This is a genomic window from Photobacterium malacitanum, from assembly GCF_900185615.1.
Lineage (GTDB): Bacteria > Pseudomonadota > Gammaproteobacteria > Enterobacterales > Vibrionaceae > Photobacterium > Photobacterium malacitanum.
This window is the reverse complement of sequence record NZ_FYAK01000012.1, coordinates 68,713-84,373: the sequence shown is the minus strand read 5'-3', so window position 1 is coordinate 84,373 and position 15,661 is coordinate 68,713. Positions and strand designations below refer to the sequence as shown.

At 41.9% G+C, this 15,661-nt stretch carries 12 protein-coding genes and 1 pseudogene; 3 read left to right on the top strand and 10 right to left on the bottom strand.

Annotated features, from left to right (window positions below; all coding sequences use genetic code 11):
* Together PMAL9190_RS20140 and fghA are read left to right on the top strand one after the other, a co-directional pair.
* Positions 1-173: pseudogene (locus tag PMAL9190_RS20140) on the top strand (S-(hydroxymethyl)glutathione dehydrogenase); the annotation flags it as partial.
* Positions 174-263: 90 nt separating this feature from the next.
* Positions 264-1,112, top strand: coding sequence for an S-formylglutathione hydrolase (gene fghA / locus PMAL9190_RS17400; RefSeq protein WP_087846333.1), 849 nt, complete (start codon positions 264-266; stop codon positions 1,110-1,112).
* A gap of 155 nt (positions 1,113-1,267) precedes the next feature.
* Here fghA and PMAL9190_RS17395 read toward each other — a convergent pair whose 3' ends face one another.
* The 3 genes from PMAL9190_RS17395 to guaB all read right to left on the bottom strand — a co-directional run bounded on the left by PMAL9190_RS17395 (position 1,268) and on the right by guaB (position 6,318).
* Positions 1,268-2,830 carry an AbgT family transporter gene (locus PMAL9190_RS17395; RefSeq protein ID WP_087846332.1) on the bottom strand — a complete coding sequence of 521 codons (1,563 nt, stop codon included), beginning with the start codon at positions 2,828-2,830 and terminating at the stop codon, positions 1,268-1,270.
* Positions 2,831-3,157: 327 nt separating this feature from the next.
* Positions 3,158-4,741 carry a glutamine-hydrolyzing GMP synthase gene (gene guaA / locus PMAL9190_RS17390; protein ID WP_087846331.1) on the bottom strand — a complete coding sequence of 528 codons (1,584 nt, stop codon included), beginning with the start codon at positions 4,739-4,741 and terminating at the stop codon, positions 3,158-3,160.
* Between the two features lie 113 nt (positions 4,742-4,854).
* On the bottom strand, positions 4,855-6,318 hold the full coding sequence (gene guaB / locus PMAL9190_RS17385; protein ID WP_060999032.1) for an IMP dehydrogenase: 1,464 nt from the start codon (positions 6,316-6,318) through the stop codon (positions 4,855-4,857).
* A 273-nt stretch (positions 6,319-6,591) separates the two neighbouring features.
* Here guaB and xseA point away from each other — a divergent pair, with 273 nt between their 5' ends.
* The gene (gene xseA / locus PMAL9190_RS17380) at positions 6,592-7,944 is read left to right on the top strand and encodes an exodeoxyribonuclease VII large subunit (RefSeq protein ID WP_087846330.1); all 1,353 of its coding nucleotides are present in this window, start codon (positions 6,592-6,594) and stop codon (positions 7,942-7,944) included.
* Positions 7,945-8,004: 60 nt separating this feature from the next.
* Here xseA and PMAL9190_RS17375 read toward each other — a convergent pair whose 3' ends face one another.
* The 7 genes from PMAL9190_RS17375 to ispG form a co-directional block, all read right to left on the bottom strand.
* Positions 8,005-8,235 carry a zinc ribbon domain-containing protein gene (locus tag PMAL9190_RS17375; RefSeq protein ID WP_087846329.1) on the bottom strand — a complete coding sequence of 77 codons (231 nt, stop codon included), beginning with the start codon at positions 8,233-8,235 and terminating at the stop codon, positions 8,005-8,007.
* Positions 8,236-8,697: 462 nt separating this feature from the next.
* Positions 8,698-9,606 (bottom strand): alanyl-tRNA editing protein, encoded by a 909-nt coding sequence (locus PMAL9190_RS17370; RefSeq protein WP_235004382.1) that lies wholly within the window; start codon positions 9,604-9,606, stop codon positions 8,698-8,700.
* 75 nt (positions 9,607-9,681) lie between these two features.
* The gene (gene der, locus PMAL9190_RS17365) at positions 9,682-11,196 is read right to left on the bottom strand and encodes a ribosome biogenesis GTPase Der (RefSeq protein ID WP_087846327.1); all 1,515 of its coding nucleotides are present in this window, start codon (positions 11,194-11,196) and stop codon (positions 9,682-9,684) included.
* 176 nt (positions 11,197-11,372) lie between these two features.
* The gene (gene bamB / locus PMAL9190_RS17360; RefSeq protein WP_087846325.1) at positions 11,373-12,536 is read right to left on the bottom strand and encodes an outer membrane protein assembly factor BamB; all 1,164 of its coding nucleotides are present in this window, start codon (positions 12,534-12,536) and stop codon (positions 11,373-11,375) included.
* A 10-nt stretch (positions 12,537-12,546) separates the two neighbouring features.
* Positions 12,547-13,158 carry a YfgM family protein gene (locus PMAL9190_RS17355; RefSeq protein WP_087846323.1) on the bottom strand — a complete coding sequence of 204 codons (612 nt, stop codon included), beginning with the start codon at positions 13,156-13,158 and terminating at the stop codon, positions 12,547-12,549.
* Between the two features lie 13 nt (positions 13,159-13,171).
* Entirely contained in the window at positions 13,172-14,440 is a 1,269-nt protein-coding gene (gene hisS / locus PMAL9190_RS17350) for a histidine--tRNA ligase (RefSeq protein ID WP_087846321.1), read from the bottom strand.
* 104 nt (positions 14,441-14,544) lie between these two features.
* Positions 14,545-15,657 carry a flavodoxin-dependent (E)-4-hydroxy-3-methylbut-2-enyl-diphosphate synthase gene (ispG, locus tag PMAL9190_RS17345; RefSeq protein ID WP_065167417.1) on the bottom strand — a complete coding sequence of 371 codons (1,113 nt, stop codon included), beginning with the start codon at positions 15,655-15,657 and terminating at the stop codon, positions 14,545-14,547.
* Between the last annotated feature and the right edge of the window lie 4 nt (positions 15,658-15,661).

Below are 15,661 nucleotides of genomic sequence, written 5' to 3'. Positions count from 1 at the left end.
GTGGCGTTAAAGGCCGTTCAGAGCTTCCAGGTATCGTTGACCGTTACATGGCAGGTGAATTCCAACTTGATGACTTCATCTCATTCAACATGGGCCTAGACGACATCAACAAGTCATTTGACCTATTGCACGAAGGTAAGAGTATCCGTACTGTTATTCACTTCGATAAGTAAGCTTTTTATTCATAAGCTTTCTATAGTAACCTCATAAAAAATGCGCAGAGCATTAATACTCTGCGCAAATTTAACAAGAGACCAAATCCAATGCCTTTAGAAAATATTAGCTGTAATAAAAGTGCTGGCGGCTGGCATAAGCAATATACTCACCGCTCAGAAGTCTTAAATTGTGATATGCGTTTTGCTATTTACCTACCACCACAATGTGCGGCAGGTAAAAAAGTACCGGTTCTTTACTGGTTATCAGGACTAACATGTACTGATGAAAACTTTATGCAAAAAGCAGGTGCACAACGTATGGCTGCCGAATTAGGTGTTGCTATTGTTGCTCCAGACACCAGCCCACGTGGCGAAGGTGTTGCTGACGACCCACAAGGTGCTTATGACTTTGGTCTTGGTGCTGGTTTCTATGTTAATGCAACAGAAGCGCCGTATAACCGTCATTACCACATGTATGATTACATTGTTAATGAATTACCTGCATTGGTTGAAGCTCACTTCCCTGTAACTGAGCAACGTGCAATCAGTGGTCACTCTATGGGTGGACATGGCGCATTAATGATCGCGATGCGTAATCCAGAGCGCTACAGCTCTGCATCAGCATTTAGTCCGATTACGAATCCAATGAATTGTGCTTGGGGCCAAAAAGCCTTCACTGGTTACTTAGGTACTAATACCCAAAATTGGAAGCAATACGATTCAAGTGAATTAATGCGTAAAGCAACCATCAAAATGCCAATGTTGGTTGATCAAGGTACACACGATAACTTCTACACTGAGGGTCAACTTCGTACAGAAACCCTAGCTGAGGCAGCTGAAGCGAACAACTACCCAGTAGAAATCCGTATGCAAGACGGTTATGACCACAGCTACTACTTTATGGCATCATTTATTGACGACCATCTTCGTTTCCACGTTGAGAACTTCAATAAATAATCACTAAATTTTATTAAGCTCCTCTTTGCTGACAGGGGTTAATAAGACACAAAAAAGCCTCGAACAGTAATCTGCTCGAGGCTTTTCTTTGTTTAACGGTAACGTGTTTATCTAACTATGTATTAAAACTAACTACCGGTATTACAGGCTATTAATTACATGCTGTAAGTGTAAGGCGCTTGAACACCTAGTGGAATACCAAAAGTCCAGTACACTAATAGGAAGATAGTCCAACCTACAAGCATTGCAATTGAATACGGCATCATCATTGATGCTAATGTACCAATACCAGAGCTCTTCACGTAACGCTGCATGTAAACTACCACTAATGGGAAGAACACCATCATTGGCGAAATAATGTTAGATACTGAATCACCAACACGGTAAGCCGCTTGAGTTAATTCAGGAGAAATGCCTACAGCCATCAGCATTGGTACCATAATAGGGCCAATCAATGCCCATTTAGCAGATGCTGAGCCGACTAATAAGTTAACGCTTGCTGTAAGTAAAATCATACCAACAATTGTTACTTGGCCAGGTAAGTTCATTTCTTGCAGTAACTGTGCACCAGAAAGTGCTAATAGTGTACCTAAGTTTGACTGAGTAAATGCAACCAAGAACTGAGCAATAAAGAACACCATAACCATAAAGCCAGCCATACCCGCCATGGTGGTTGACATTGCTTTAATAATATCAGCACTTTGCTTAAACGTGCCTGCCACTTTACCGTAGATAATACCTGGAATAACAAACAGGATAAAAATTAACGGCACGATAGATTGCATCACTGGTGCATTAAAAGCAGCAACTTCACCTGTAGGTGAACGTAGTGGCGATGTTTCAGGCCATACTGCAGCAACAAGCAATGCAATACCCGCTAACATTGTCCAACCCGCGTATGAGAACGCTTTACTTTCTAATGCTGTAAAAGAGCCCATATCAGGTGCTTCTTCAGCATCGGCATCAATTGCGGTTTTTTGTAAACGTGGCTCAATCACTTTATCGGTGATGTACCAGCCAATACCGACAATAACAAACGATGATAAACCAGTGAACATTAGGTTTGCTAGTGGGTTAACAATGTAACTTGGATCCATAATACGCGCTGCTTCTTGGGTGAAGCCCGCCAATAATGGGTCGATACCTGAAGGAATAAAGTTCGCAGAGAAACCACCAGAAACACCTGCAAACGCCGCAGCAATACCCGCAAGAGGGTGACGCCCTGCTGCGTGGAAAATAATACCACCTAATGGAATAACCAATACATAACCTGCATCCGCGGCTGTGTGTGAAACAATCGCCACTAAAATTAGCATCGGTGTCAGCAGTTTAGCTGGTGTAACGTTAAGCATTTTCTTAAGGCCAGTATTGATAAAGCCCGACGCTTCAGCAACACCAACACCTAACATTGCAACTAATACAATACCTAATGGCGCAAAACCGGTGAAATTCTTCACCATGTTAGCCAAAAAGCTTGCCATTGCATCACCCGTTAGCAAGTTGTTCACTTGCACAACATCTTTAGTAACTGGGTGCACAAGGCCAAAATCAAACTGTGATAGCACCGCAGACAAAACCCAAACGGTAACTAAACCCCAAAAGAACAGTAAAGCCGGATCAGGAATTTTATTACCTGCACGCTCAATACCATTTAAAAACTTGTCCATCGCACTTGTCGATGCAGGAGGTGGTGCTTGCTTAAGTATTTTTTCGTTCATGGCAATTCCATGTCCTTATGTGGTTATGTTTGCAGTGCGGATCTACTTATATGCAGTCGATCTCATTTTTTTCGCTCAAAACATGTCTGAATATTTGCTGAACGATTGTAATGAAATTACCACAACAAACAGTGTTATAGACCTACTAATAACACTTACCTACCACAACATATTGTAACCAATCGTTAATATGAAACTTACAACCCACATAAAAAAAACAACCCATTAACAATTCCATCCTCAAGCCGAATCAACGCTAAATGGCAGCCATAAAAAAAGCACCCGTAGGTGCTTTTTATTAGGTAATTATTGCCAGCAAAATGGTGATTATTCCCACTCAATCGTTGCTGGCGGCTTACCTGAAATATCGTAAACAACACGTGAAATACCATTCACTTCGTTGATAATACGGTTAGATACTTTACCTAAGAAATCGTATGGCAAGTGTGCCCAATGCGCGGTCATAAAGTCGATGGTTTCTACCGCACGTAGTGATACAACCCAATCGTATTTACGGCCATCACCCATTACGCCGACAGAGCGTACAGGTAAGAACACGGTAAATGCTTGTGATACTTTATTGTAAAGATCGGCGTTATGTAATTCTTCAATGAAGATAGCATCAGCACGACGTAGTAGATCACAGTATTCTTTCTTAACTTCACCTAATACACGTACACCTAAACCTGGTCCTGGGAATGGGTGGCGGTATAGCATGTTATAAGGTAAGCCAAGCTCTAAACCAATCTTACGTACTTCATCTTTAAATAATTCACGTAGTGGTTCAACCAAGCCCATTTCCATATCATCTGGCAAACCGCCAACGTTATGGTGAGATTTAATCACATGTGCTTTACCCGTCTTAGATGCTGCAGATTCAATAACATCTGGGTAGATTGTACCTTGTGCTAACCACTTAGCATTTTTCAGTTTCTTTGACTCTTCATCAAAGATATCTACAAATACGTGACCAATGATCTTACGCTTTGCTTCTGGTTCATCAACGCCAGCTAATGCCGCTAAGAAACGATCTTCTGCTTTAACGTGAACAATGTTTAGACCAAATTTATCACCAAACATCTCCATCACTTGCTGACCTTCGTTAAGACGAAGTAGACCATTATCAACAAATACACATGTTAGCTTATCGCCAATTGCGCGGTGGATCAGCATCGCAACCACAGATGAATCGACACCACCAGAAAGACCAAGGATAACTTCATCGTCACCTACTTGCTCTTTGATACGTTCAATCGCATCTTCAATAATATTGGCTGATGTCCATAGTTTTTCACAACCACATACATTCATTACGAAGTTTTCAATTAACTTCATGCCTTGACGAGTGTGGGTTACTTCTGGGTGGAATTGCACGCCATAGAAGCGTTTTTCTTCATTTGCCATTGCCGCAAATGGACAGGTATCTGTTTCAGCAATCTTGACAAAATCTGCTGGAATTTCGACAACTTTGTCACCGTGGCTCATCCACACATCAAGCAATGGTGTGCCATCAGCAGCAACAGCATCTTGAATATCTTTTAAGAAAGCAGTCTGCTCAACAATTTTAACTTGCGCATAACCAAACTCACGCTCATCAGAACCTGCTACTTTACCACCCAGTTGTTCCGCCATAGTTTGCATGCCGTAACAGACACCAAATACAGGAACACCCGCATCAAATACATACTGTGGTGCGCGAGGAGAACCCGCTTCAGTAACACTTTCAGGACCACCAGAAAGAATAATACCGTTTGGATTGAAATCACGGATATCAGCTTCATCAACGTCCCAGCTCCAAAGCTCACAGTAAACGCCGATTTCACGGATACGACGGGCAATTAACTGAGTGTATTGCGAACCAAAATCCAAAATAAGAATACGTTGGTCATGAATATTTGCGGTAGTGGTCATTATAGAGCTATCTCAAAAATTGAATGTATTGGGGGCTATATCTAGCCCCGATTTTATCTAACTTCTTCACTTAGGCAATCGTTTTCGTCAAAAGACTACTGACTGCCTAACAATTAACCCATACGGTAGTTAGGTGCTTCTTTTGTAATCGTCACATCATGAACATGTGATTCTTTCATGCCTGCACCTGAAATTCGTACAAATTCAGCTTTAGTACGTAAATCTTCAATCGTTGCAGAGCCAGTTAGACCCATGCTTGAGCGTAAGCCACCCATTTGCTGATGCACGATTTCTTTCATCAAACCTTTATATGCCACACGGCCTTCGATACCTTCAGGAACGAGCTTGTCAGCAGCATTATCTGATTGGAAGTAACGGTCAGAAGAACCTTTAGACATTGCGCCTAGTGAGCCCATACCACGGTATGATTTGTATGAACGGCCTTGGTATAATTCAACTTCACCCGGTGCTTCTTCAGTACCTGCAAACATTGAACCAACCATTACACATGATGCACCGGCAGCGATGGCTTTACATAAATCGCCAGAGTAACGAATACCGCCATCTGCGATAACTGGAATACCGTATTGATCAGCAACAGATGCCGCTTCTGAAATCGCAGTAATTTGTGGAACACCCACACCAGTTACAATACGAGTAGTACAAATTGAACCTGGGCCGATACCCACTTTGACTGCACTTACACCCGCTTCAATCAGTGCACGAGCACCTTCAGCCGTTGCAACGTTACCGCCAACAATTGGTAGATTAGGGAAAGCGGCACGTGTTTCACGAATACGTTGTAAAACACCTTCTGAGTGACCATGAGATGAATCAATAAGTAATACATCGACGCCCGCTTCCACTAAGGCAGCAACACGTTCTTCATTACCCGCACCAGCACCAACAGCAGCACCCACACGTAAACTACCACGAGCATCTTTACATGCATTAGGTTTACGTTCTGCTTTTTGGAAGTCTTTAGCAGTGATCATCCCTTTTAGACGGAAGTTATCATCAACGAGTAGTACTTTTTCAACGCGGTGCTGTTGCATGATAGCTTCAACTTCTTCGCGAGATGCACCTTCTTTAGCAGAAGCAAGTTTGTCTTTAGACGTCATCACTTCTTCAACTTTAATTGAAAGGTCGGTAACAAAACGAACATCACGGCCAGTAATAATACCAACTAATTCATTGTTATCAGTAACCACAGGGTAACCTGCAAAACCATTTTCTAATGTTAAACGCTTAACATCTGCAATGGTGTTATTTGGCTTAACAGTAACAGGTTCTGCAACAACGCCAGCTTCGAACTTTTTAACCATGCGAACTTCAGCCGCTTGTTGTTCGATAGACATGTTTTTGTGGATAAAGCCAATGCCGCCCTCTTGAGCCAGTGCAATAGCTAAGCGACCTTCAGTCACGGTGTCCATAGATGCTGATAGCATAGGAATGTTAAGAGCAATCTCTTTCGTGAGACGGGTGCGCAGATCGGCAGTGTTAGGTAGGACTGTAGAATGAGCAGGAACTAGTAATACATCATCAAACGTCAACGCTTCTTTTTTAATTCGTAACATGCAATATCTCACACCAATTTAAAGGTTTACAAAGAAGATTAAAATATTGCGAACGGATTATACGTATCAAGCAATCGTTTGGCTATATTTATTTTTTATTTTTTTATTGACAAAAAACATTTGCTGAGTAGTATATTTCGGTTAACTATCCGGTGATGCGGTCGAAGAAATACGGCCAAGATCTGTCCATTGATCTGCCTAGCCGTTTTTCGTTCTATTTGATAGTTTTCTGACCGCCTGCCGCCACCCATTCGCTAGCAGGTACCTCACTTCGTGACTCTATTCGCTTCTCAAAGCCAATCAAACGATCGTATCTACACTGTTTCCAGTCTCAATGCCCAAGTTCGTCTGATCCTTGAAAATGAAATGGGAATTGTTTGGCTTGTCGGTGAATTATCAAATTTCTCGATGCCAGTTTCTGGTCACTGGTACTTCACCCTTAAAGATTCTCGTGCTCAAGTTAAATGCGCGATGTTCAAAGGCAGCAATCGCCATGTCAGCTTTAAACCAAGCAATGGTAATCAAGTATTAGTCAAAGCGCGCTTATCTATTTATGAGCCTCGTGGCGACTATCAACTGATCATTGAAAGCATGCAACCTGAAGGTGATGGCCGTTTACAACAACAATTTGAACAGCTAAAAATGGCGCTTGCAGCTGAAGGTTTATTTGCTCAGTCATTGAAAAAACCGTTACCACCGCAGCCACAACGTGTCGGTATTATTACCTCTAAAACAGGTGCAGCTCTGCACGATATTTTACAGGTGTTAAAACGTCGCGATCCAAGCTTAGCGGTTGTTATCTACCCAACAATGGTTCAAGGTGATGGTGCTGCAATATCGATAGCTCAAGCGATTGGACGCGCCAATGCAAGACAAGAATGTGATGTATTAATTGTTGGTCGAGGTGGCGGCTCATTAGAAGATTTATGGGCATTTAACGAAGAGATCGTTGCTCGTACTATTGCTGCCAGCCAGATCCCTATCGTCAGCGCTGTCGGTCATGAGGTCGATGTCACTATTGCTGATTTTGTTGCTGATATGCGCGCACCAACGCCATCTGCTGCTGCAGAGTTAATCAGCCGCGATAATTCAGCCCAAACAGCGACTATCGCCCATAAAAAAAGACAATTACAGCATGCTGTACAGCGTTATTTATCTAAGCAAAACCAATCTATTAACCTTTTGAGTCATCGATTAGAACGTCAACATCCACAACTACGCTTAAATCAGCAGCAACAGCATTTGGATGATATCAGCCGTAGGCTACAGCAGATTATGCTGAAAAAGATTCAAATACAGCAACAACGTATTACTCAAAATACCTATAAGCTGTCACTCTATTCGCCGCAGCAACGTCTACAACATGATAAAAATAGCCTAACAACTGCAACACGCAGATTATTTGATGCTATGGATCGTCAGTTACTCAATGCTAACCATAAATTAGCATTAGCAGCCGAGAAACTCGATACGGTAAGCCCACTGGCAACACTCAGCCGTGGTTATTCAATTACTCGAGATGATAAAGGCAATGTTATTCGCCGTTGCGATCAAGTTAAAGCTGGAGATCAACTGATCACAACCGTGACCGACGGTAAGATTCATACCACCGTCAACCCTTCATAAACACGGCTTTGTATAGCCGCAATACCTTTCATTATTGCGGCTTATATTTTTGCTATAACGCTAATCTGCAACGACATTAAATACAGTTTTAACTCGTGATTTTGATTTTAATTCATTGCAATGATTACAGAAATAGCTAGCAGAACCACACGCTTGTAACTTCTCTAATTTCTCTGAGCAGTCGGGACAAAACGCTGTTTTTGATACTTTTTGTTGGCAGTAATCACAGAAATATCCCTGATCTTTCCAACTCAATTCACTCTCACATTGCGGACAAATATTTTCACTCACTCGATATCACTCCTTAATGAATTTGCTCTAGCATGCAAAATTATTCGCTGAGATGCCACTAAAATTAAAACCACTCAATACATATTTGCCACGATAGATCTTCATTATTGTGCAACCACGCTTAGGCGCCATAAACTCAGCCACGATGATCCCAATGATGATCATTACCCTTATGGGTGATCATCGTGTTTATTAACCACGATCAGCGATCAGCTAGTAAAAGAATATTTATCAATACACATCCCGAAAGCATAAGTTACATATTCTGCATATGGATTTTTAACAGTACAAAATACTAACACTTTCGTATTTATACGCCGATAAACAATATTTAATAAAATGACAAAATCATAATAAACAAGATCAACCACCAACTAAGTTAGTGTTTTATTGCTATAGAGCAGCATTTAATTCAAAAAAAATCGCCCGAAGACGATTTTAAATACCTGTTGCTAACCCATTCTAAAGAGGGATTGCGGTAGTGATCATCACGATCTCTTGCTCAGAAATAACCTCAAATTTAACCGCTAAAGATTGATACTCAGCCAGTGATGTTGCATGAGTGCCGCCACAAGGAATTTCAATAATACCTTCATCGCCTAAATTACACTGCCAATAACGCGAATCGGTCAATGCTTCCCCTTCACGTCGCATCACTATTGGTGTTGCTAATTGGATCCATTGTGCAAGTTGCTGATTAATATCTAAGGTTATTTGAGCTAAATTAGCCACCATCTCAGCGCTGTTTAGCCCTCGTTTCCGCAAGGTCTTGCCTAAACGGTAATGGTCGGTGCTGCAATTTTCACTGACAATACTTTTCTCTTGCGCATAACTATGAAAATCGTAATAACCTAATTCATCACGGCGACTAGGATCTTTGCGCCAAAAATCCTGGTGCAACACTTTATTTAATGCCAATGATGATAAATGACCACCACTGTGACCACGGCTTAATGCTTGCTGATAGGCCTTATCAACCGTTAAAGTGACGCTTTCAGTTGGTGCAATCGCGATCGCAGCATCTATAGCGTGAACCACTACAAATACCCACCCCTCGGTGTCACGCTTAACGGGAATATCGCTAGCAATATACAATTGCTGAGTTGCGATTTCGATTGCACCAACAACACAATCGACAACATTATAGTGTTGGTCTTGATAACACAATTGACCACGATCAGCAGGATGATCTGGCCAAATATGGCTCACTGGATGAAACGGTGTTTGTGCCGTTACTACCCATGTCGTTCCCTCTTTCTCACTCACAACACAAATAATTGTGGTGTCTATTTGCCACTGCTGTTGAGTGAAAACGACCTGAGTTGGTGTAATCGAGGTTGGCATCGCCATCGTTACTGTAATAGCTGACATGATATTTTCCTTATAAAAAAGCCCAACACTATGGTTGGGCTTTCACATCTAAAAACAACACACAATCGTCAAAAATTACTTTTTGCGATCATGTAATGCGTTGGTTAGACGCTTACGTTGACGCTCTTGAGAAACAGTCAACTTCTGCTTAGTTGTTTCAAATGGGTTTTCACTATTCTGGAATTGAATTCGAATAGGTGTACCCATCATTTCTAATGACTTACGGTAGTAGTTCATCAAGTAACGCTTGTAAGAACCAGGAAGGTCATTAACTTGGTTACCGTGAATCACAATAATCGGTGGGTTATAACCACCCGCATGGGCATACTTAAGTTTCACACGACGGCCACGAATCATTGGTGGCTGGTGATCATCTTGTGCCATTTGCATAATACGCGTTAGCAATGATGTGCTAATACGCTTAGTTGCTGACTTATACGCTTCAATAACTGATTCATATAAGTGACCAACACCCGTGCCATGCAATGCAGAAATAAAGTGAATACGCGCAAAGTCAACAAAACCAAGACGACGATCAAGTTCAGATTTAACGCGATCTTTAACGTCGTTATCTAAACCATCCCACTTATTAATTGCAATCACTAATGAGCGACCAGAGTTCAGAACAAAACCAAGTAGGCTTAGATCCTGATCTGAAATATTTTCACGCGCATCAATAACTAACAATACAACGTTAGCATCTTCGATAGCTTTCAATGTTTGAATAACAGAAAACTTCTCAACGGCCATGCTCATATTCTTACGACGACGAACACCTGCAGTATCAATCAATACGTATTCTTGACCATCACGTTCCATTGGAATGTAAATAGAGTCACGTGTTGTTCCCGGCATATCGTAAACAACAACGCGCTCTTCACCAAGAATACGGTTAGTTAGGGTTGATTTACCCACATTAGGACGACCAATGATAGCCATCTTAATTGGTTGTTCTTGTAGACGTTTATACGCAGCTTCAGCATCTTCTTCAGAAAGGTTTGCTTTCTCAATGTCTGCAACTGAAGTTAAATCTTCAAGAGTAAATTCACCATTTTCACCGTCTTCACCATTTTCAGCTGCTAACTCTGCGTTTAATTTATCAGAGAATGGTGCTAATGCGCGTTCCATGAGTGCTGTAACACCACGGTTTTGGGTTGCTGCAATTTGGAACATCGCATCAACACCTAAGCGCCAAAACTCAGCACATGCAGTATCAGGGTCAATACCATCAACTTTGTTAACCACTAAAAATGTTGGTTTTTCACGGCTACGTAGGTGCTTTGCAATTGCTTCATCAGCCGATGTTAATCCCGCACGGCCATCAACCAAGAACAGTACAACGTCTGCTTCTTCGATTGCCGCTAATGACTGTTCAGCCATTTTAGTTTCAACACCTTCCTCTGTGCCATCAATACCACCGGTATCAATAACAATAAATTCGTGCTCTTCTAACTCAGCTCTACCGTATTTACGATCCCTAGTTAAACCAGGAAAGTCTGCAACTAGTGCATCCCTCGTGCGAGTAAGACGATTGAATAACGTCGATTTACCCACGTTTGGGCGCCCGACAAGGGCAACAACAGGAATCATAATTACCTCTTACTTTTCAAAGTCTTGATTGACATTTTACCGTTCATTCTTGCCTCAAATAAGCATAATTACTTATCTTCATCCGACAATAATATACACAACGGATATAACAACAACGGCTCCAACTGCATAAGACAGCTGGAGCCGACAAATTAATCTAGCGACAGTATACCGACTTATTTCGATATTTGCATTTTGTTGATTTCGCCATCACGAGTAACAACAATGAAACCATTGTTATCAAGCGCAACTGGCGGAACCGCAATTCCGCTACCATCAATCGATTCTTGTGAAACAAATTCACCTGATTGGGTATCTAACCAATGCAGGTATCCTTCCGCATCACCCGTTACTAAGTAGCCATCAATCACTGCTGGCGCACTCAGTTGGCGATACTGAAGGTCTTTGTTTTGCCATAGTTCAGTACCGCTACGGGCATCAACTGCGACAATATGATCTTTCGACGTTACAAGGAACAATTCATTACCATCAACCACAAAATTTGTTGCTGATGAATAATTACGTTTCCACGCAATTTGACCACTACGAAGATCAATCGATACTAATGAACCATTATAGCCGATCGCGTATAAGCGATCGCCAGCAATCACTGGAGCAGCATCAACATCAACTAAACGATCAATTTCAGTTGAACCTTTAGGCGTTGAGATTGTTTGCTGCCATAGCACTTGGCCATTATTTAAAATAGCACCTTCTAAGCGACCATTTGATAGGCCCCAGAACACACCACCAGCAATAGCAACCGGTGAGCTAGTACCACGTAATGTTAAGGTTGGTATCTCATTGCTGATTTGCCATTTGCTTTTACCGGTATCTGCATTCAGTGCTTGTAACACACCGCTACTGGTATTAACGACCACAATACCACTATCAACTAATGGTTTTGATAGCACTTCACCTGCAACTTTAGCGCGCCAAACTTCTTTACCGGTTTCAGCATCTAATGCAATAACATCTGCATTTTCGGTACCCATGAAAATTTTTCCTTCAGCTAATACTAAGCCGCCAGAAATTTTAACAGGAGTATCCTTTTCTAAGTCGTTTTCCCATAACACTTTACCGTTACTAGGATTCAAAGCCTCAACCAAACCATTACGATCGGCAACAAAGACTTTATTCTGACTAACAACAGGAGTCAGTTTTGAATAGTAGCCAGAAACGCCATCACCAACACTGCGACTCCAATCGGTCTTGGGTGTGAAGGTATTATCTACTTTTGGCAATGGTGCCATATGAATAGAATCAACTTCACTCGCACACCCCGATAGTACGCTCACAGCAACTGCTACGGCTAAAGCTCGTTTTAACACCTTATGCATCATGTCCGCCTTATTGAGCTAAGTCATTAAGCTTCATTTGCAATGCTGGTGATGAACCATCTTGCTGAGCTTCTATATATGCTTCACGAGCCGCTGGAATATCGCCTTTTTGTAGCAAAATATCGCCACGTAATTCAGCAATATTTTCATTCCAGCTTGGAATCGTTACTTTTTTAAGTTCAGTTAAAGCTAGATCAAATTTTTGTTGTTGAGCGTAAATACGTGCTAGACGCGTTACAGCTAACGGTAAAATAGCGTTATCTTTAGTATTGTTAATTACCCAATTAAGTTGCGTAATTGCACCATCAAGATCGTTATTTTCAACTTGAACTTTCGCTAATTGTAATGCTGCAAGAACAGCGTATTGGCTGCCTTTGTTAGCTTCAATGAACGTTTGCGCTTCAGTGACAGCAGTTTTACTATTGTTGTCGAGAGCTGTAACTACTTGAGTATAGGAATCTGATGCTAAATGCTTCGCAGCATGGACTTCGGCCTGATAGTAACGCCAGCCTAATAGACCGCCTAAACCAATCACAGCGCCTAGAACAACGGCTTTGCCGTTATCTTGCCACCACGATTTTATCGCTTCAACCTGTTGTTCTTCTGTGGCGTACTCGTTCACTTCCTGTCCTCTCTTAAATCAACGCTGCCAATTTAGCGGCAACCTCGTCCTGTGCCATGGTTGTTTGTTCACCGCCATGGAGATCTTTAACCACAACCGTGTTTTGTGCAATTTCATTTTCACCAACAACCAGGGCAATGGCTGCACCTACGTTATCAGCACGTTTAAATTGCTTTTTAAAATTACCGCCACCAAAGTTAGACATAATGCGTAACTGTGGTAATTGGTTACGTAATTTTTCTGCAAGCAGCATACCAGCAGTTAATGTACCTTCACCGACAGTTACCATGTAAACATCCACTGCGCGACGTACATCATCTTGCTCTAGTGCTTCCATCAGTAAAACCAAGCGCTCAAGGCCCATCGCAAAACCGACTGATGAGGTTGCTTTACCGCCTAGTTGTTCAACTAGACCGTCGTAACGACCACCACCACATACTGTACCTTGCGCACCTAAGCTATCAGTGATCCACTCAAATACAGTACGGTTATAATAATCTAAACCACGTACAAGGCGCTCATTTACTTGGTATTTGATGCCAGCAGCGTCTAATAGTTCACATAATCCAGTAAAATGTTGCTGTGATTCTGGATCGAGGTACGCTGACAGCATTGGTGCATCAACAAGAATCTCTTGAATCGCTGGGTTTTTAGAGTCAAGTACACGCAATGGGTTAGTGTACATACGACGCTTAGCGTCTTCATCTAGTACATCCATATGCTGTTCAAGGAAAGCAATTAACGCGGTGCGGTATTCTGCACGTGCTTGCAGTGAACCAATAGAGTTTAACTCTAGACGAACATGCTCATTAATACCAAGTTCACGCCATAAACGAGCGGTCATCATGATCAATTCTGCATCAACATCAGGGCCATCAATACCAAACACTTCTACACCAACTTGGTGGAACTGACGGTAGCGACCTTTCTGTGGACGCTCATGACGGAACATTGGCCCCATGTACCATAAACGTTGTTCTTGATTGTAAAGTAGACCATTTTCGATACCAGCACGCACACAGCTTGCTGTACCTTCTGGACGTAATGTTAGGCTATCGCCATTACGATCATCAAAGGTATACATTTCTTTTTCAACAACATCAGTAACTTCACCGATTGCACGTTTAAACAAATGTGTCGACTCAACAATTGGCATACGGATTTCATTGTAACCATATGCACTGATCACTTGTTTAACTGTACCTTCGACTTTTTGCCAAAGTGGAGTTTGTGTTGGTAGGCAATCGTTCATGCCTCGAATTGCTTGAATTTGTTTCGCCACGATTATTCTCATTTTTCGATGGGGATTTAAATCGAATATATAATTTATTGCAGAAATAGTGAACCATGCTGCCACAATAACAGCATGGTTTTTACTATTTTATGTTATTGCGTAATATCAATACGATTGTTTAGGTCTAACATTGAGGCTTTTGCACGGATTTTAGCCTCAAGTTGGTCAATAACGTTATCGTTATCAAAGCGTTCTTTTTGACGAATACCGTCTTCATAGAAGGCACTTTTACGATTACCGCCAGCAATACCTAGATGCGAAGCTTCGGCTTCGCCAGGGCCATTAACCACACAGCCAATAATAGATACATCCATTGGCAGCACGATATCTTCTAAGCGTTGCTCTAATTCATTAACCGTCGCGATAACATCAAACTCTTGGCGTGAACAAGTTGGACAAGCAATAAAGTTAATGCCACGCGAGCGAATACGTAACGATTTTAAAATATCAAATCCTACTTTGATCTCTTCAACCGGATCTGCTGCTAATGAAATACGTAACGTATCACCAATACCTTCAGCTAATAGCATTCCTAGACCTACCGCTGATTTCACCGAACCTGCGCGTGCACCGCCCGCTTCAGTAATACCTAAATGCAATGGCTGAATAATTTGCTTCGCTAGAAGGCGGTAAGATTCAACCGCAAGAAATACATCAGAAGCTTTAACACTGACTTTGAATTGATCAAAGTTAAGACGATCTAAAATCTCTACATGGCGCATTGCTGATTCAACTAACGCAGCCGGTGTTGGCTCGCCGTATTTCTGTTGAATTTCTTTTTCTAACGAGCCGCCATTGACGCCAATTCGAATGGGAATATTGTTATCACGCGCACATTCAACCACTGAACGAATACGATCTTCACGACCAATATTACCTGGGTTAATACGCAAACAATCAACACCGTATTCAGCCACTTTCAATGCAATACGGTAATCAAAATGAATATCAGCAACCAAAGGAACATTGACTTGTTGTTTGATCAACTTAAACGCTTCAGCAGCATCCATCGTCGGTACAGAAACACGGACAATATCGGCACCTACTTTTTCTAGCGCTCGAATTTGAGCAACCGTAGCTTCAACATCTGTGGTACGGGTATTGGTCATCGACTGCACAGCAATCGGAGCGCCATCGCCAATAGGCACATTACCGACATAAATTCGGCTTGATTGGCGACGTATAATGGGTGATTCGTTATGCATGTTT

Excerpts from the sequence above, each read along its gene's own strand:
- guaB (WP_060999032.1), bottom strand. The coding sequence starts at position 6,318 with ATGTTACGAATTAAAAAAGAAGCGTTGACGTTTGATGATGTATTACTA.
- der (WP_087846327.1), bottom strand. The coding sequence starts at position 11,196 with ATGATTCCTGTTGTTGCCCTTGTCGGGCGCCCAAACGTGGGTAAATCG.
- fghA (WP_087846333.1), top strand. The coding sequence starts at position 264 with ATGCCTTTAGAAAATATTAGCTGTAATAAAAGTGCTGGCGGCTGGCAT.
- ispG (WP_065167417.1), bottom strand. The coding sequence starts at position 15,657 with ATGCATAACGAATCACCCATTATACGTCGCCAATCAAGCCGAATTTAT.
- guaA (WP_087846331.1), bottom strand. The coding sequence starts at position 4,741 with ATGACCACTACCGCAAATATTCATGACCAACGTATTCTTATTTTGGAT.
- PMAL9190_RS17395 (WP_087846332.1), bottom strand. The coding sequence starts at position 2,830 with ATGAACGAAAAAATACTTAAGCAAGCACCACCTCCTGCATCGACAAGT.
- bamB (WP_087846325.1), bottom strand. The coding sequence starts at position 12,536 with ATGCATAAGGTGTTAAAACGAGCTTTAGCCGTAGCAGTTGCTGTGAGC.
- PMAL9190_RS17370 (WP_235004382.1), bottom strand. The coding sequence starts at position 9,606 with ATGTCAGCTATTACAGTAACGATGGCGATGCCAACCTCGATTACACCA.